The 16,849-nt window shown below is 68.8% G+C and carries 17 protein-coding genes and 1 riboswitch; of the genes, 12 read left to right on the top strand and 5 right to left on the bottom strand.

Annotation, left to right across the window (positions count from 1 at the left end; genetic code table 11):
• Positions 1–46 precede the first annotated feature (46 nt).
• Positions 47–244 carry a hypothetical protein gene (locus ABZ454_RS08795; protein ID WP_356323813.1) on the bottom strand — a complete coding sequence of 66 codons (198 nt, stop codon included), beginning with the start codon at positions 242–244 and terminating at the stop codon, positions 47–49.
• A gap of 153 nt (positions 245–397) precedes the next feature.
• On the opposite strand from ABZ454_RS08795, the gene ABZ454_RS08790 reads away from it, so the two are divergent.
• The gene (locus ABZ454_RS08790) at positions 398–1,372 is read left to right on the top strand and encodes a carbohydrate kinase family protein (protein WP_356323811.1); all 975 of its coding nucleotides are present in this window, start codon (positions 398–400) and stop codon (positions 1,370–1,372) included.
• A gap of 93 nt (positions 1,373–1,465) precedes the next feature.
• Here the strand turns inward: ABZ454_RS08790 and ABZ454_RS08785 are convergent, their stop codons facing one another.
• On the bottom strand, positions 1,466–2,848 hold the full coding sequence (locus ABZ454_RS08785; protein WP_359536677.1) for an aminotransferase class V-fold PLP-dependent enzyme: 1,383 nt from the start codon (positions 2,846–2,848) through the stop codon (positions 1,466–1,468).
• Between the two features lie 270 nt (positions 2,849–3,118).
• Between ABZ454_RS08785 and coxB the strand changes: the two genes are divergently transcribed.
• From coxB to ABZ454_RS08765, 4 genes are all read left to right on the top strand, one after another.
• Complete coding sequence (gene coxB, locus ABZ454_RS08780) at positions 3,119–4,081, top strand: cytochrome c oxidase subunit II (RefSeq protein ID WP_359536675.1); 963 nt, start codon at positions 3,119–3,121, stop codon at positions 4,079–4,081.
• Positions 4,078–5,814: a cytochrome c oxidase subunit I gene (gene ctaD / locus ABZ454_RS08775; protein WP_359536674.1), complete on the top strand. Its 1,737-nt coding sequence runs from the start codon at positions 4,078–4,080 to the stop codon at positions 5,812–5,814. Before coxB ends, ctaD begins: the two co-directional genes overlap by 4 nt.
• Positions 5,811–6,209, top strand: coding sequence for a cytochrome c oxidase subunit 4 (locus ABZ454_RS08770; protein WP_356323802.1), 399 nt, complete (start codon positions 5,811–5,813; stop codon positions 6,207–6,209). The genes ctaD and ABZ454_RS08770 overlap by 4 nt, the downstream gene beginning before the upstream one ends.
• A 121-nt stretch (positions 6,210–6,330) precedes the next feature.
• Positions 6,331–7,587, top strand: coding sequence for an Ig-like domain-containing protein (locus ABZ454_RS08765; RefSeq protein WP_356323800.1), 1,257 nt, complete (start codon positions 6,331–6,333; stop codon positions 7,585–7,587).
• A gap of 46 nt (positions 7,588–7,633) precedes the next feature.
• Here ABZ454_RS08765 and ABZ454_RS08760 read toward each other — a convergent pair whose 3' ends face one another.
• Positions 7,634–8,035 carry a hypothetical protein gene (locus tag ABZ454_RS08760; RefSeq protein ID WP_356323798.1) on the bottom strand — a complete coding sequence of 134 codons (402 nt, stop codon included), beginning with the start codon at positions 8,033–8,035 and terminating at the stop codon, positions 7,634–7,636.
• Between the two features lie 187 nt (positions 8,036–8,222).
• Between ABZ454_RS08760 and ABZ454_RS08755 the strand changes: the two genes are divergently transcribed.
• From ABZ454_RS08755 to ABZ454_RS08730, 6 genes are all read left to right on the top strand, one after another.
• Positions 8,223–8,843 (top strand): heme-copper oxidase subunit III, encoded by a 621-nt coding sequence (locus tag ABZ454_RS08755; RefSeq protein WP_026171689.1) that lies wholly within the window; start codon positions 8,223–8,225, stop codon positions 8,841–8,843.
• A gap of 58 nt (positions 8,844–8,901) precedes the next feature.
• Positions 8,902–9,711, top strand: a complete 810-nt coding sequence (locus tag ABZ454_RS08750) for a c-type cytochrome (RefSeq protein WP_356323796.1) — start codon at positions 8,902–8,904, stop codon at positions 9,709–9,711.
• On the top strand, positions 9,708–10,760 hold the full coding sequence (locus ABZ454_RS08745; protein ID WP_356323794.1) for a Rieske 2Fe-2S domain-containing protein: 1,053 nt from the start codon (positions 9,708–9,710) through the stop codon (positions 10,758–10,760). The genes ABZ454_RS08750 and ABZ454_RS08745 overlap by 4 nt, the downstream gene beginning before the upstream one ends.
• On the top strand, positions 10,757–12,382 hold the full coding sequence (locus ABZ454_RS08740) for a ubiquinol-cytochrome c reductase cytochrome b subunit (protein ID WP_359536671.1): 1,626 nt from the start codon (positions 10,757–10,759) through the stop codon (positions 12,380–12,382). The genes ABZ454_RS08745 and ABZ454_RS08740 overlap by 4 nt, the downstream gene beginning before the upstream one ends.
• A gap of 122 nt (positions 12,383–12,504) precedes the next feature.
• Entirely contained in the window at positions 12,505–13,569 is a 1,065-nt protein-coding gene (gene trpD, locus ABZ454_RS08735; RefSeq protein ID WP_356323790.1) for an anthranilate phosphoribosyltransferase, read from the top strand.
• Positions 13,570–13,695: 126 nt separating this feature from the next.
• A riboswitch (SAM riboswitch) is annotated at positions 13,696–13,813 on the top strand.
• Between the two features lie 172 nt (positions 13,814–13,985).
• Entirely contained in the window at positions 13,986–15,365 is a 1,380-nt protein-coding gene (locus ABZ454_RS08730; protein WP_359536670.1) for an aminotransferase class V-fold PLP-dependent enzyme, read from the top strand.
• 64 nt (positions 15,366–15,429) lie between these two features.
• Here the strand turns inward: ABZ454_RS08730 and ABZ454_RS08725 are convergent, their stop codons facing one another.
• Positions 15,430–15,711 carry an Lrp/AsnC ligand binding domain-containing protein gene (locus ABZ454_RS08725; RefSeq protein WP_356323786.1) on the bottom strand — a complete coding sequence of 94 codons (282 nt, stop codon included), beginning with the start codon at positions 15,709–15,711 and terminating at the stop codon, positions 15,430–15,432.
• Positions 15,708–16,445 carry a rhomboid family intramembrane serine protease gene (locus ABZ454_RS08720; protein ID WP_359536669.1) on the bottom strand — a complete coding sequence of 246 codons (738 nt, stop codon included), beginning with the start codon at positions 16,443–16,445 and terminating at the stop codon, positions 15,708–15,710. Before ABZ454_RS08720 ends, ABZ454_RS08725 begins: the two co-directional genes overlap by 4 nt.
• A gap of 159 nt (positions 16,446–16,604) precedes the next feature.
• On the opposite strand from ABZ454_RS08720, the gene ABZ454_RS08715 reads away from it, so the two are divergent.
• The gene (locus ABZ454_RS08715; protein ID WP_014156692.1) at positions 16,605–16,847 is read left to right on the top strand and encodes a hypothetical protein; all 243 of its coding nucleotides are present in this window, start codon (positions 16,605–16,607) and stop codon (positions 16,845–16,847) included.
• Positions 16,848–16,849 lie beyond the last annotated feature (2 nt).

Raw genomic sequence — 16,849 nt, 5'->3', positions numbered from 1 at the left:
ACGGTTCCCTCCTGGTGCGGCCGGTGCGACGAGCCACCCGGCCGGCTCAGTCGCCGTACTCCGCCATCGCGTCGATCAGCCGGGCCGAGGCGGGCGGCACGGTCACGCCGTGAATCAGCGAGGGCGTCACAGGGGCGGCGGCCGTCTTCGCGGGTACCACCCAGTGCGGGGCCATCCGCGCGCAGTCTCCGCGCAGCTCGGCCAGACCGGTCTCGGACTCGCGCGGGGCGATGTGGTTCGACATATCCGCACCGTAGGCACCGCCTGCCCCAGGAGGAAAGCCCTACTATCGGGTAGTTTTCCCCCTTCGCCCGACTGCGCGAACCGGTAGCGTTGACCACGCCGCCCCGGGAACGCGGTCACCGTTCCCCTCGACCACCGCAGGAGCAGCCTCCCCGTGCGTATCGCAGTCACCGGCTCCATCGCCACCGACCACCTCATGACCTTCCCCGGCCGATTCGCCGACCAGCTGGTCGCCGATCAGCTGCACACGGTCTCGCTCTCCTTCCTGGTCGACAACCTCGACGTGCGCCGGGGAGGGGTCGCCGCCAACATCTGCTTCGGCATGGGCCTGCTCGGCACCCGTCCGATCCTGGTCGGCGCCGCGGGCTCCGACTTCGACGAGTACCGGGCCTGGCTCGACCGGCACGGCGTCGACACCGGGTCGGTGCGGATCTCCGAGGTCCTGCACACCGCCCGCTTCGTCTGCACGACGGACGCCGACCACAACCAGATCGGCTCCTTCTACACGGGCGCCATGAGCGAGGCCCGCCTGATCGAGCTGAAGGCCGTCGCCGACCGCGTGGGCGGCCTCGACCTGGTCTCCATCGGCGCCGACGACCCCGAGGGGATGCTCCGCCACACCGAGGAGTGCCGCTCCCGCGGGATCCCGTTCGCCGCGGACTTCTCGCAGCAGATCGCGCGCATGGACGGCGACGAGATCCGCATACTGCTCGACGGCGCCACGTACCTCTTCTCCAACGAGTACGAGAAGGGGCTCATCGAGTCCAAGACCGGCTGGACCGACGCCGAGATCCTCGCCAAGGTCGGACACCGGGTCACCACGCTGGGCGCCCAGGGCGTGCGGATCGAGCGCGTGGGCGAGGAGACGATCGAGGTCGGCTGCCCGGAGGAGAACGTCAAGGCCGACCCGACCGGCGTCGGCGACGCCTTCCGGGCCGGGTTCCTCTCCGGTCTCGCCTGGGGTGTCGGCCTGGAGCGGGCCGCCCAGGTCGGCTGCATGCTCGCCACCCTGGTCATCGAGACCGTGGGCACCCAGGAGTACACGCTGCACCGCAACCACTTCATGGACCGCTTCACGAAGGCGTACGGCCACGAGGCCGCCGCCGAGGTGCGCGCGCACCTCGTCTGAGGCACTGCCGCCCGGACCGGGCCGGACTCGCCGTCCGTCCCGGTCCCGGCGCACGCCCCCGGTCGGGACAGCCGGCCGGCCGTGCGGGCCCGGTCAGGACAGCCGGCGGACCACATAGGCCACGCCCCGTTCCGCCGGCTGCTCGCCCACGTACTCCTGCTCCCGCATCGCGCACCAGGCCGGAATGTCGAGGCGCGCCGCCTCGTCGTCGGACAGGACCGTCACCGTGCCGCCCACCGGTACCTCCCCGATCACCTTTGCGAGCTCGATCACGGGGATCGGGCAGCGCCTCCCGAGCGCGTCGACGACCAGGGAGGACGCCGGGGCGGGGGAGGGGGTGCCGGCGGCGGGCGCTCCCAGCTTCTCCCGCACGCCCGCCACGGCCGCGGGCAGCACCGCCAGGAAACGGTCGACGTCCTCGTCCGACGTGCCCGCCGGAAGCGACACCCGGACATTGCCCTCCGAGAGCACCCCCATCGCCTTGAGCACGTGGCTCGGGGTCAGCGTGCTGCTCGTGCAGGACGAACCGGACGACACGGAGAAGCCGGACCGGTCCAGCTCATGCAGCAGGGCCTCCCCGTCGGCGTAGAGACAGGAGAAGGTGACCAGGTGCGGCAGCCGCCGCACCGGATCGCCGACCACCTCCACATCGGGCACCAGCTCCGGCACCCGGCTCCGGATCCGGTCGACCAGGGCCCGCAGCCGCGCCGACTCCGCGGCCGCCTCGGCCCGCACCGCCCGCAGGGACGCCGCCGCGGCCACGATCGCCGGAAGGTCCTCGAAGCCGGCGGCCCGCCCCGACTCCCGTTCGTCCGTGGGGCCTTGGGGCGCGAACCGCACGCCCTTGCGGACCGCGAGGAACCCGGCCCCGGCCGGTCCGCCCCACTTGTGGGCGCTCGCCGTCAGCAGCGACCAGCCGGCCGGGACCGGGCCCCACCCGAGTGACTGGGCGGCGTCCACCAGCAGCGGCACCCCGGCGGCCCGGCAGAGCTCGGCCACCTCGGCCACCGGCTGCTCGGTGCCCACCTCGTGGTTGGCGGTCTGCAGGCAGGCCAGAGCGGTGTCCTCGCGCAGCGCGCCCGCGTAGGTCCGCGGGCTCACCGCTCCCGTACCCTCCACCGGGACCTCGGTGAACGATCCGCCCGCGCTCTCGTGGGTGGCGGCCGCATGGAGTACCGACGAGTGTTCGACCGCCGAGACCACGAGATGGCGGCCGACACGCCGACGCCCCGCGAGAGCGCCGGAAATTCCGGAGTGGACCGCGCGCGTGCCCGACGAGGTGAAAGTCAGCTCGTCGGGACGGCAGCCGACGGCCTCGGCGGCCGTCTCCCGGGCCGCGTCCAGCAGCATCCGGGCACGCCGCCCCTCGCGGTGGAGGCGGGCCGGGTCGGCCCAGCCCTCGTCCAGTGCGGCAAGCAGCGCCTGGCGGGCGACGGGGTGGAGGGGGGCGGCGGACGCGGCGTCGAAGTAGGGCACCCGGCCACGCTAGCCCGGCCGCGGCCGCAGGCCGGGACCGGCTGCCCGGACGACCGGGAGAGGGGGCGTCAGATGGCGGCCGGAGTGCAGGATTCCACCCCTTCGGGGAGTCGGGCGGCGCGTTGGGCACCCTCCCCGCGCGACCCCAAATAGCGTCCAGTAGGGTTTGGTCCGCATAAACATCCAAACCCCTGCCCGCGACAGGGCCGGCGACCGACCAGCGAGACGGGCGCGCCGACCGTGCGGGCGAGACTCTCGGGAAGGCGCTACGTGAGTCCCAACGGCTCCGACCGCTCGTCGCGGCGCCCGATGCGGCGGAAGCTGCCGCAGGTGCTGACTGCGGGCCTGATCCTGGCGACCGCAACCGGTTGCACATACAAGGACTTCCCCCGCCTTGGTATGCCTACGCCGGTAACGGAAGAGGCCCCACGGATCCTTTCCCTCTGGCAGGGCTCGTGGGCGGCAGCGCTCGCCACGGGCGTGCTGGTCTGGGGCCTGATCCTGTGGAGCGTCATCTTCCACCGGCGCAGCCGCACCAAGGTGGAGGTACCTCCGCAGACCCGGTACAACATGCCCATCGAGGCGCTGTACACCGTGGTCCCTCTGATCATCGTCTCGGTGTTGTTCTACTTCACCGCGCGAGACGAGACGAAGCTCCTCACGCTCTCCCCGAAGCCCGCCCACACCATCAACGTGGTCGGCTACCAGTGGAGCTGGGGCTTCAACTACATCGAGAACGTGGGCGGCTCCGCCGCCACGGGCAACGAGGTCCCCAAGGAGCTCGACGCCATCCCGGACAGGTTCCGCAAGGACTTCCCCGCGAACGCGAACGGCGTCTACGACGTCGGCGTCCCGGGAACCCGGAACCCGCAGAACGGCAACCCCGGCCCGACCCTGTGGCTGCCCAAGGGTGAGAAGGTCCGCTTCATCCTGACTTCGCGTGACGTCATCCACTCCTTCTGGGTGGTGCCGTTCCTCATGAAGCAGGACGTCATTCCGGGCCACACCAACGCCTTCGAGGTGACTCCCAACCAGGAGGGCACCTTCATGGGCAAGTGCGCCGAACTCTGCGGCGTCGACCACTCCCGGATGCTCTTCAACGTCAAGGTCGTCTCCCCGGAGCGCTACCAGGCGCACCTGAAGGAGCTGGCGAAGAAGGGCCAGACGGGCTACGTGCCGGCCGGTATCGAGCAGACTGACCCGGCCAGGAATGCGGAGACGAACAAACTGTGAGCATCCTCAATGAATCTCAGGGTGCCGCGGCAGCAGACGACTCGTACGAGGATGAGCTGCCGGTCCGGCGCAAGCAGCCGGGAAACGTCGTCATCAAGTGGCTGACCACCACTGACCACAAGACGATCGGCACGATGTACCTGGTCACGTCGTTCGCGTTCTTCTGCATCGGCGGACTGATGGCGCTCTTCATGCGCGCCGAGCTGGCCCGTCCCGGCACGCAGATCATGTCGAACGAGCAGTTCAACCAGGCGTTCACGATGCACGGCACGATCATGCTGCTGATGTTCGCGACGCCGCTGTTCGCCGGGTTCGCCAACTGGATCATGCCGCTGCAGATCGGCGCGCCCGACGTGGCGTTCCCGCGGCTGAACATGTTCGCGTACTGGCTGTACCTCTTCGGCTCGATCATCGCGGTGGCCGGCTTCATCACCCCGCAGGGCGCGGCCGACTTCGGCTGGTTCGCCTACTCCCCGCTGTCGGACGCGGTCCGTTCGCCGGGCGTCGGCGCCGACATGTGGATCATGGGTCTGGCCTTCTCCGGCTTCGGCACGATCCTCGGTTCGGTCAACTTCATCACCACGATCATCTGCATGCGCGCCCCCGGCATGACGATGTTCCGCATGCCGATCTTCGTCTGGAACGTCCTGCTGACCGGTGTGCTGGTCCTGCTGGCCTTCCCGGTGCTGGCGGCGGCGCTCTTCGCGCTGGAGGCGGACCGTAAATTCGGTGCGCACGTCTTCGACGCGTCCAACGGCGGGGCATTGCTCTGGCAACACCTCTTCTGGTTCTTCGGGCATCCAGAGGTGTACATCATCGCCTTGCCCTTCTTCGGGATCATTTCCGAAGTGATCCCGGTGTTCAGCCGCAAGCCGATGTTCGGTTACATCGGCCTCGTGGCCGCGACGATTTCCATCGCCGGCCTCTCCGTGACCGTGTGGGCGCACCACATGTACGTCACCGGCGGCGTGCTCCTGCCGTTCTTCTCCTTCATGACGTTCCTCATCGCGGTGCCCACCGGGGTGAAGTTCTTCAACTGGATCGGCACGATGTGGAAGGGCTCGCTGTCCTTCGAGACACCGATGCTCTGGGCGATCGGCTTCCTGATCACCTTCACCTTCGGCGGTCTGACCGGCGTCATCCTGGCCTCACCGCCGATGGACTTCCACGTCTCGGACTCGTACTTCGTGGTCGCGCACTTCCACTACGTCGTCTTCGGCACCGTGGTGTTCGCGATGTTCTCCGGTTTCCACTTCTGGTGGCCGAAGTTCACGGGCAAGATGCTGGACGAGCGGCTCGGGAAGATCACCTTCTGGACGCTGTTCATCGGCTTCCACGGCACGTTCCTGGTGCAGCACTGGCTGGGTGCGGAGGGCATGCCGCGTCGTTACGCGGACTACCTCGCCGCGGACGGTTTCACCGCGCTGAACACGATCTCGACGATCTCCTCGTTCCTGCTCGGCCTGTCGATCCTGCCGTTCTTCTACAACGTGTGGAAGACCGCCAAGTACGGCAAGAAGGTCGAGGTCGACGACCCGTGGGGTTACGGCCGTTCGCTGGAGTGGGCGACCTCCTGCCCGCCGCCGCGGCACAACTTCCTCACGCTGCCCCGGATCCGTTCCGAATCCCCGGCGTTCGACCTGCACCACCCGGAGATCGCGGCGCTCGAGCAGCTGGATCACCTCTCCGAGGGTGACAAGGCCCTCGCCGGTGGCAAGGAGGCGGGCAAGTGAAGATCCAGGGCAAGATGTTCCTCGGTCTGGCGCTGTTCATCCTCGTCATGGCCATCACGTACGGCGTGTGGTCCAGGGAGCCGGTCGGCACCACCGCGCTCGTCCTGGCCTTCGGCCTGAGCGTCATGATCGGCTTCTACCTGGCCTTCACGGCCCGGCGGGTCGACGCGCTGGCGCAGGACAACAAGGAAGCCGACGTGGCGGACGAGGCCGGCGAGGTGGGGTTCTTCTCCCCGCACAGCTGGCAGCCGCTCGCGCTGGCGATCGGCGGCGCGTTCGGCTTCATGGGAGTCGTCTTCGGCTGGTGGCTGCTCTACTTCTCGGCCCCGATCCTTCTGATCGGTCTGTTCGGCTGGGTCTTCGAGTACTACCGCGGTGAGAACCGCACCCAGTGACACCGCTCCACCCGTGACACCGCTCCACCGACGGGGGGCCCGCACTTCCACGAGAAGTGCGGGCCCCCCGTTTGCAGTCACCCGGCGCGCTGAAACGGATGAATCTTCTTAGCGTGGGTTCATGAACCACACGCCGCGTATCCGTCCCGTCCTGAGCTGCGCCCTGCTGGCCGCGACCGTGGCCGCGGGGGCGACCGCCTGCGGGGAGTCCGACGGTCATCCGCTCTCGGCTCAGCCGTACGACGCGGCGGACGAGATCTCCTCCAACGCCCCGGGCGGCGGCGAGAAGGCCGATCCGGACAAGCCCCTCGAAGTCAGCGTCGACGGTGACGACGGCCGGATCACCGACGTGACCGCCGTGGACGCCGAAGGGCGCCACCTGGCGGGCGAGCTCGCCGCCGACGGACACCGCTGGCACTCCACCGCCCCGCTCGCCGCGGGCACCCGGTACACCGTCAAGGTCAGGATGGAGGACGACGACGGCGCTCCAGGCAGCCGTACGCTCTCCTTCGAGACCGCGGCGGCCCAGAAGCTGCTGAACGTCACCTTCGGCCCGCAGGCGGGCACCTACGGCGTCGGACAGCCCGTCACGGCGGTACTCAGCGCCCCGGTCGCCAACAAGGCCGCCCGCGCCACCGTGGAGCGCGCCCTGAAGGTGCGCTCCACGCCCGCCGTGACCGGCTCCTGGTACTGGGTCGACGACAAGACGCTGCACTACCGGCCGCGGGACTACTGGCCGGCCAAGGCCACCATCGAGGTCAGCAGCGAGCTGACGGGCATCAAGGTGGCCGGCGCGCTGTACGGGGCTCCGACGAAGGCGTTGAAGCTCACCACCGGGGACCGCATCGAGGCCATCACCGACGCCTCGGAGCACTCGATGACGGTCAAGCGCAACGGAGAAGTGATCAACACCATTCCGGTGACCACCGGCAAGCCCGGTTTCTCCACCCGCAACGGCGTCAAGGTCGTGCTGGGCAAGGAGTACTACGTACGTATGCGCGGGGAGTCCATCGGCATCGCGGAGGGCTCGGAGGACTCGTACGACCTGCCGGTCTACTACGCCACGCGCGTCACCTGGAGCGGCGAGTACGTCCACGCGGCCCCGTGGTCCACCGGATCACAGGGCTACGCGAACGTCAGCCACGGCTGCACCGGCATGAGCACCAGCGAGGCAGAGTGGTTCTTCAACACCGTCCGCGAGGGTGACATCGTCACGGTCGTCGGCAGCGAGGGCGAGACCATGACGCCGTTCGACAACGGCTACGGCGACTGGAACCTGTCCTGGGCCAAGTGGCAGAAGGGCAGCGCGCTGAGCAACGACACCACGCCCGACCGCGTCGACACGGTCCGGACGGCGCGGCTGCGCCCCGGGGTCTGACGGCGGTGTGCGCCGCCCCCCGGAGCGACCGCGGGAAGGCGGGGCCTCAGGCCCCCACGGACAGCCTGCTGCGCAGCAGGGCGGCCAGGGCGTCCGCGAACTCGACCGGCTCGACCGGAAGCGTCACCGCGGCGTCCGCGCGGCTCCACGTGGCCAGCCAGGCGTCCTGGGGGCGGCCCATCAGCAGCAGCACCGGCGGGCAGCGGAAGATCTCGTCCTTGATCTGCCGGCAGACACCCATGCCGCCCGCGGGCGCCGTCTCGCCGTCCAACACGCAGACGTCGACGCCCCCGTGGTCCAGCGCGTCCAGGACGGCGGGCAGGGTGGCGCACTCCAGGAACTCCACCTGCGGCACGTCCGCCGCAGGCCTGCGCCCGGCCGCCAGCCTCACCTGCTCACGGGTGTGCGCGTTGTCGCTGTAGACCAGGACCGTGGCGGTCGGCTGCATTGTTCCTCCGTGACATCTGTGTCTTCGGGGCTGTCGGGGCATGAACCGATGCGCGGATCGTACTCCGCCCGACAGCCTGTCAGCACCGCCCGGGACGCCCGATCCTTGGGCCGTTCGGGGAGGACACACCCCTCTGACACACCGAACGGCACCCCCCGGAGTGAGGGCGGGATAAGCGACCGACATAATGTCGGTCGTGGCGACAGCAACGACAGTAGAAACCGGGCACGCGCACCCGTCGGTCAATCGGCCGAACCTCACCAGCGTCGGAACCATCATCTGGTTGAGTTCCGAGCTGATGTTCTTCGCGGCCCTCTTCGCGATGTACTTCACCCTGCGATCGGTGACCGGACCGGAGCACTGGAAGGAAATGGCGTCAGCCCTGAACTTCCCGTTCTCGGCGACGAACACCACCATCCTGGTGCTCTCCTCACTCACCTGCCAGCTCGGCGTCTTCGCCGCGGAGCGGGGCGATGTGAAGAAGCTCCGTGCCTGGTTCGTGATCACTTTCGTGATGGGTTCGATCTTCATCGGAGGCCAGGTCTTCGAGTACACGGAGCTGGTGAAGAAGGACGGCCTCTCGCTGTCCTCGGATCCGTACGGCTCGGTGTTCTACCTGACCACCGGCTTCCACGGTCTGCACGTGACAGGCGGTCTCATCGCCTTCCTGCTCGTTCTGGGCAGGACGTACGCGGCCAAGAGGTTCACCCATGAGCAGGCGACCGCTGCCATCGTCGTGTCCTATTACTGGCACTTCGTCGATGTCGTGTGGATCGGCCTGTTCGCCACGATCTACATGATCAAGTAACCGGGCTCGTACCCGACCCACATCATCGACGCAGAAGATCCTGACACCGGGGTAATCCGTGAAAAAGCTCTCCGCACGACGACGCCATCCGTTGGCGGCGGTCGTCGTACTACTCCTCGCGCTTGCGGCTACTGGGGGGCTGTACGCCGCGTTTGCGCCCGCGAGTAAGGCGCAGGCCGACGACACCGCCCAGTCCCTCGCCATCGACGAGGGCAAGAAGCTGTACTCCGTCGGTTGCGCCAGCTGCCACGGAACCGGCGGTCAGGGCTCCACCGACGGGCCGAGCCTGGCCGGCGTGGGCTCCGCCGCCGTCGACTTCCAGGTCGGTACCGGCCGTATGCCGGCCCAGCAGCCGGGCGCGCAGGTACCGAAGAAGAAGGTCATCTACACCCAGGCCGAGATCGACCAGCTCGCGGCGTACGTCGCGTCGCTCGGCGCCGGTCCGATCGTCCCGACCAAGAGCCAGGTCAGCCCCGAGGGCGCGGACGTCGCCAAGGGCGGCGACCTGTTCCGCACCAACTGCGCCCAGTGTCACAACTTCACGGGTGAGGGCGGTGCCCTGACGAACGGCAAGTACGCCCCCAGCCTCGAAGGCGTGGACCCGAAGCACATCTACGAGGCCATGCAGACCGGCCCGCAGAGCATGCCGTCCTTCCCCGACTCGACGATGCCCGAGCAGCAGAAGCGGGACATCATCGCGTACGTCAAGACCGTGAACGGCTCCGAGTCCGAGTCCCCCGGCGGCCTCAGCCTCGGCGGCCTGGGTCCGGTCAGCGAGGGCCTGTTCGGCTGGATCTTCGGACTGGGTGGTCTGATCGCAGTTGCCGTATGGGTCGCGGCCCACACCGCTAAGGCCAAGAAGTCATGAGTAGCCAAGAGATGCCAGAAGAGAACCTGCCCGCAGAGCAGGGCCCCGCGCACGACGCGGTAGACAAGGCGCACGATCCGTTCGCCGACCCGGGGCTGCCGGCCCACAAGCCGCGCATCCAGGACATCGACGAGCGGGCCGCCAACCGGTCCGAACGCGCGGTCGCGTTCATGTTCACGCTGTCCATGCTGGCGACGGTCGGCTTCATCGCCTCCTACGTCATCTTCCCGGTCGACAAGATCGTCTTCATCTTCCCGTTCGGTCATGTCAGCGCGCTCAACTTCTCCCTGGGTCTGACCCTGGGCCTGGCGCTCTTCCTGATCGGCGCGGGTGCCGTCCACTGGGCGCGCACCCTGATGTCCGACGTCGAGGTCGCCGACGAGCGGCACCCCATCGAAGCCGCGCCCGAGGTGAAGGCCAAGGTCCTCGCCGACTTCAAGGCCGGTGCCGAGGAGTCCGTGCTGGGACGGCGCAAGCTGATCCGCAACACCATGTTCGGCGCGCTGGCCCTGGTGCCGCTCTCCGGCGTCGTGCTGCTGCGTGACCTGGGTCCGCTGCCGGAGAAGAAGCTCCGCAACACCCTGTGGGCCAAGGGCAAGCAGCTGGTCAACATGAACACCATGGAGCCGCTGCGTCCCGAGGACGTCGTCGTCGGTTCGCTCACCTTCGCCATGCCCGAGGGCCTGGAGGAGGACGCGCACGACTTCCAGACGCAGATCGCCAAGGCCGCGCTGATGATCATCCGCATCGAGCCGGACAACATCAAGGACAAGCGCGAGCGCGAGTGGGCCCACGAGGGAATCGTGGCCTTCTCCAAGATCTGCACCCACGTCGGCTGCCCGATCAGCCTGTACGAGCAGCAGACGCACCACGTGCTCTGCCCGTGCCACCAGTCAACCTTCGACCTCTCCGACGGCGCCCGCGTCATCTTCGGTCCGGCCGGTCACGCCCTTCCGCAGCTGCGGATCGGTGTGAACAGCGAGGGCAACCTCGAGGCGCTCGGTGACTTCGAAGAGCCCGTCGGTCCTGCATTCTGGGAGCGCGGATGAGTACTGCGACCGACACGAACCGCAAGGCACCCGCAGGTGAGCGGGTCGCCGACTGGGCGGACGGGCGGCTGGGGATCTACTCCCTCGCCAAGTCCAACATGCGGAAGATCTTCCCGGACCACTGGTCCTTCATGCTCGGGGAGATCTGCCTCTACAGCTTCATCATCATCATCCTCACGGGTGTGTACCTGACGCTGTTCTTCCACCCGAGCATGAACGAGGTCGTCTACCACGGCCCGTACGAGCCCATGCAGGGCATCCGGATGTCCGAGGCCTACGCCTCGACGCTGGACATCAGCTTCGACGTCCGCGGTGGTCTGCTGGTCCGGCAGATCCACCACTGGGCAGCGGTGATCTTCCTCGCCGGCATGTTCGTGCACATGTTCCGGGTGTTCTTCACCGGTGCGTACCGCAAGCCGCGCGAGATCAACTGGCTCTTCGGCTTCCTGCTGTTCGTGCTCGGCATGTTCACCGGCTTCACCGGCTACTCGCTGCCCGACGACCTGCTGTCCGGTACGGGTGTGCGCTTCACCCAGGGCGCGATCCTGTCGATGCCCGTCGTCGGCACGTACATCTCGATGTTCCTGTTCGGCGGGGAGTTCCCCGGCGGCGACATCGTCGCCCGGTTCTACTCGATCCACATCCTGCTGCTGCCGGGCATCATGCTCGGGCTGCTGGTCGGCCACCTGATCCTGGTCTTCTACCACAAGCACACGCAGTTCGCGGGTCCCGGACGCACGAACAACAACGTCGTCGGCATGCCCCTGCTGCCGGTGTACATGGCCAAGGCCGGCGGCTTCTTCTTCCTGGTCTTCGGCTTCATCGCGATCATCGCGGCCATCGCCTCCATCAACCCGATCTGGGCGATCGGCCCGTACCGGCCCGACCAGGTGTCCACGGGCGCCCAGCCGGACTGGTACATGGGCTTCGCCGAAGGCTTCGTCCGTGTGATGCCGGGCTGGGAGATCAACCTCTGGGGCCACACGCTGGTCCTGGGCGTGCTCATCCCGCTGGTCCTGTTCGGCGTGATCCTCGCCGCGCTGGCGCTGTACCCGTTCATCGAGTCCTGGATCACCGGGGACAAGCGCGAACACCACATCCTGGACAAGCCGCGCAACGCCCCGACCCGCACGGCGCTCGGCGTCGCCTGGGTGACGATCTACTTCGTCATGCTCATCGGCGGCGGCAACGACATCTGGGCGACGCACTTCCACCTGTCGCTCAACGCGATCAGCTGGTTCGTCCGCATCGCCTTCTTCGTCGGACCCGTCCTGGCGTTCATCGTCACCCGGCGGATCTGCCTCGGCCTTCAGCGCCGCGACAAGGAGAAGGTGCTGCACGGACGCGAGTCCGGTCTCATCAAGCGCCTGCCGCACGGTGAGTTCGTCGAGGTCCACGAGCCGCTCGGGCCGGAGCAGCTGCACACGCTCACCGCGCACGAGCAGTACAAGCCGGTCGAGATCGGCCCGACGGTCGACGAGAACGGCGTCGAGCGCAAGGTGTCCCCGGTGCAGAAGCTGCGGGCCAGGCTCAGCAAGGCGTACTACGGCGAGAACAACCAGATCGCCAAGCCCACCGCCGAGGAGTACAAGGAGATCACCAGCGGCCACGGCCACCACTGATCACCTGAACTGATCGCCACAGCAGGAGCCCCGTCCATTCGATGGACGGGGCTCTTCGCTGTCCACGGAGGCTCGATAGGGTGGCCCCATCCCTTTATCGGCTGTGGACCCAGGAGCGGACCATGAACGTTGTGACCCCGGACGGCGGCGACAGCGTGGCGGCTCGTACCTGGCCCGGCGTGCTGACCCCCCTGCTGCGCGGCCAGGACCTGACCGCGGACGACACCGCCTGGGCGATGGACCGCATCATGAGCGGCGAGGCGACCGATGTGCAGATCGCCGGGTTCGCGGTGGCGCTGCGCGCCAAGGGCGAGACCGTCACGGAGGTCTCCGGCCTGGTCCGCGCGATGTACGAGCACGCCACGACCATCCACGTCCCCGGCCGCACGGTCGACATCGTGGGCACCGGCGGCGACATGGCCAAGACGGTCAACATCTCCACCATGTCGGCGATCGTCGTGGCGGGGACCGGCGCCAAGGTCGTCAAGCACGGCAACCGCGCCTCGTCGTCGGCCAGCGGCTCCTCCGACGTCCTCGGCAAGCTCGGTGTCAACCTGGAACTGTCCCCGCAGCGCGTCGTCGAGGTCGCCGAGGAGGCGGGCATCACCTTCTGCTTCGCCGTGAAGTTCCACCCCGCCCTGAGGTACGCGGCGAAGGCCCGGTCGGAGCTCGGCGCGCCGACCACGTTCAACATCCTCGGTCCGCTCACCAATCCGGCCAAGGTGCGTTCGCAGGCGATCGGTGTCGCCGATCTGCGGATGGCGCCCATCGTCGCGGGCGTCCTCGCCGAGCGCGGCAACTCCGCGCTGGTCTTCCGGGGCGACGACGGTCTGGACGAGCTGACCACCACCGCGACCTCCCGGGTCTGGATCGCGAGGAACGGGGCGGTGCGCGAGGAGGCCTTCGACCCGCGCGACGTGGGCCTCGACCTGGTGCCGGTGGACGCGCTGCGGGGGGCCGACGCCTCGTACAACGCCGATGTGGCCCGCCGGCTGCTGGCCGGGGAGACGGGCCCCGTCCGGGACGCCGTCCTGCTCAACTCGGCGGCGGCGCTCGTCGCGCTGGACCCGGGGGAGGGCACGCTCGCCGAGCAGCTCACCGCGGGCATCGCGAAGGCCGCCGAGTCCATCGACTCGGGCGCGGCAGGCCGGGCGCTGGAGAGATGGGTCGTGGCCAGCAACGCCTGAGCGGCTGCCGTACGGCCCTGACCGGTCGTCCGGCCGTCCCGGAGCGCACGGAACACGAGGCGGGGCGCAGTCCAGATCATGGACTGCGCCTTGCGCGTTCGCGCACGTATGGCAAGATGCTGCGCAGGTCATGAGTGACAGCGACTACGGCCCCGGCCCGCTGTCCGGCAACCCTCCGTCCGTGGCGGGGTGCCCCGGGTGAAGACCAGGCCGCAGGCAGCGAGGTCTGCGGCAAGCGCGGACCCCTCGACATCGTGAGATGTCCACCCGTGGGGTCCTGGTCCTCAGGGAGCCTCTTGTGAGCACGCGAATGCGATAGGGCTTTTCGGCCCTTCTCCGCACACCCTCTTCTTCCCTCCGTGCTGCCGCGTATCCGCAGGCACGCGGAATTCGCCTGCCTGTTACGGGAGTTCGTCATGTCTGTCCTCACTGCTGCCACCGACCAGTCGATTTGTTCCCCCCTGCCGGTTCTGGGCAAGGATGTAACGGTTCCGCTGGTCACCGGCGGTGAGGTCACGTACGCCGCGCTGGACTACGCCGCCAGCGCCCCGGCGCTGCAGCGGGTGTGGGACGACGTGGCCGCGTACGCGCCGTACTACGGCAGCGTCCACCGGGGTGCCGGCTACCTCTCGCAGCTCTCCACGGACCTCTTCGAGTCCAGCCGCGAGACCGTCGCGGAGTTCCTCGGCTGCCGTGCCGAGGACCAGGTGGTCTTCACCCGTTCGACCACCGACTCGCTCAACCTGCTCGCCGCCGCCCTGCCCGCCGACTGCCAGGTGTTCGTCTTCGAGACCGAGCACCACGCCTCGCTGCTGCCCTGGCGCGACGCCCGCGTGACGTACCTGAACGCCCCGCGCACCCCGGCCCAGGCCGTCCAGACGCTGGAGCGGGCGCTCGCCGACCGCGAGCCCTACGGGCCCGCGCTGGTCTGCGTCACCGGCGCCTCCAACGTCACCGGCGAGCTGTGGCCGGTCAAGGAGCTCGCCGCCGCCGCCCACGCCCACGGTGCCCGCATCGTGCTGGACGCCGCCCAGCTCGCCCCGCACCACCCCGTCGACATCGCCGCGCTGGACGTCGACTGGGTCGCCTTCTCCGGGCACAAGCTGTACGCGCCGTTCGGCTCGGGCGTCCTCGCCGGCCGCTCCGACTGGCTGCGCGAGGCCGAGCCCTACCTGGCCGGCGGCGGCGCCTCCCGCCAGGTGGCCCGGCGGGCCGACGGCGGGGTGGACGTCGAATGGCACACCACCGCCGCCCGTCACGAGGCCGGCTCGCCGAACGTGATCGGCGTCTACTCCATCGCCTCCGCCTGCAAGGCGCTGACCGAGGCCGGGTTCGACAGCCTCGTCGCCCGGGAACAGCGGCTCGTCGCCGCGGTCCGCGCCGGACTCGCCGAGGTCCCCGAGGTCAAGGTGCTCTCGCTGTTCGGCGACGACGCCCCGCGGGTGGGCGTCATCTCCTTCGTGGTCGAGGGCTGGAACAGCTCGCACTTCGCCGCGGCGCTCTCGGCCGAGTACGGCATCGGGGTCCGTGACGGACTCTTCTGCGCCCACCCGCTCGTGCGCACCCTGCTCGGCAGCGACCCGCAGGACGTCGGCGAGTGCGGCGCGCCCGAGGCGGAGCCGGGCCAGAAGTCCCTCAACGCGATCCGGGTCAGCTTCGGCGCCGGCACGCCGGACGAGCACATCGAGCGCTTCCTGGGGGCGGTCAAGGAGCTCGTCAGCGAGGGTGCCCAGTGGAAGTACCGCACCGAGGGCGGCCGTTGCGTCCCGGACCGGGGCGCGGCCACCCAGATCTGAGCCCCTCAGCCGGTTCGGCCGGGTACGGACCGCGGTCCGTACCCGGCCGGACGTGCTGAGCCGACTACGCGTCCAGGCCGATGGCGAAGGCCGCCTCCAGGTCGTGCTGCGAGTACGTACGGAACGCCACGTGGGTGTCGGTTCCCTCGACACCCGGGATCTTGCTGATCCGGCCGGGGATGACGTCGGCGAGGTCGTCGTGCCTGGACACCCGGACCATGGCGATCAGGTCGTACGTGCCGGTGACCGAGAAGACCTCGCTGACACTGTCCAGCGCGGCGATGGCCTCGGCGATCTCCGGAATCCGGTCCACGCTGGTTTTGATGAGCACGATCGCGGTGATCACGGCTGGCTTTCTCCCTCTGTGGCCGTGGCTGGAGACTTCACTCTAGTCTCACGCCGGTAGCGCCCCCAGGCGTACAGGAACCCGGTGGCGAAGCCGACCACGTGGGCGAGGTAGGCCACGCCGGGACCGCTGCCCGCCCCCTCGGCCGCCAGCCACTGCAGGACGAACCAGAACACCAGCACGATCCAGGCGGGAAAGCGCAGCGGCAGGAACAGCAGGAACGGGAACAGGCTGGTGACCCGGGCCCGGGGGAAGAGGTAGAGGAAGGCTCCCAGGACCGCCGAGATGGCCCCCGACGCGCCGACCAGCGTCTGGTCGGAGGCGGAGTGCGCGGCCGCGTAGGCGAGCAGGGCCAGATAGCCGCAGCCGAGGTAGAAGAGCGCGAATTCGATGTGGCCCATGCGTTCCTCGGCCATCGCCCCGAACACGTACAGGAACAGTATGTTGCCGAGCAGATGCAGCCAGCTGCCGTGCACGAACAGCGCGGTGAGCGGGGTGAGCACGGCGTGCGCCGAGCCGTCCCACAGTTCGCTCGGGATCACGCCCCACCGCTCGAAGTACCCGGCCTGGGCGGCGAGCAGGGTGTCCGCGGTGCCGTAGACCGGATTGAACCCCGAGAGCGGGCTGATCACGAAGACCACGCAGCACAGGGCGATGAGGGTGTACGTCACCGGCGGCCCGCCCGAGGTGGCCGCCCGTACGATTCTGCCGGCCGCAGCCCGCCGATCGATCATGAACAGAGCATGACGCAAGCGGAGGGAACGGGACAGAGTGCCTCGCCGTGCCGGTGGGAAGCGCCGAGGCCGTAGGGTTACGAGAGGACATCCGCAGTTCGACGGTGCACCGCGAGATCCTTGTCCGGCAGCTCACGCTCGAGATAAGAGGACACAACGATGACGACGGTTCCCCAGCCGACCGACGGGACCCGCTGGCGCTGCACGCTCTGCGGAAACCTGACGAGGTTCGACGTGACGCGTTCGTCCAAGGTCGTCGAGTACGTCCACCTCGACCTGGCCGGTGAGTCCAGCGTCGAGGAACGCGAGGTGGTCAGTGAGACCATCGAGTCGGTGCGCTGTCGTTGGTGCAACGCGGTGGACCAGATCGAACTAGTCGACAGGCCGGGTGCCGACTCCTGACG

Origin of the sequence: Streptomyces sp. NPDC005803, from assembly GCF_040630435.1 — a bacterium.
In the GTDB taxonomy this organism is placed as follows: Bacteria; Actinomycetota; Actinomycetes; order Streptomycetales; family Streptomycetaceae; genus Streptomyces.
This window is presented reverse-complemented; position numbering and strand designations above follow the sequence as displayed.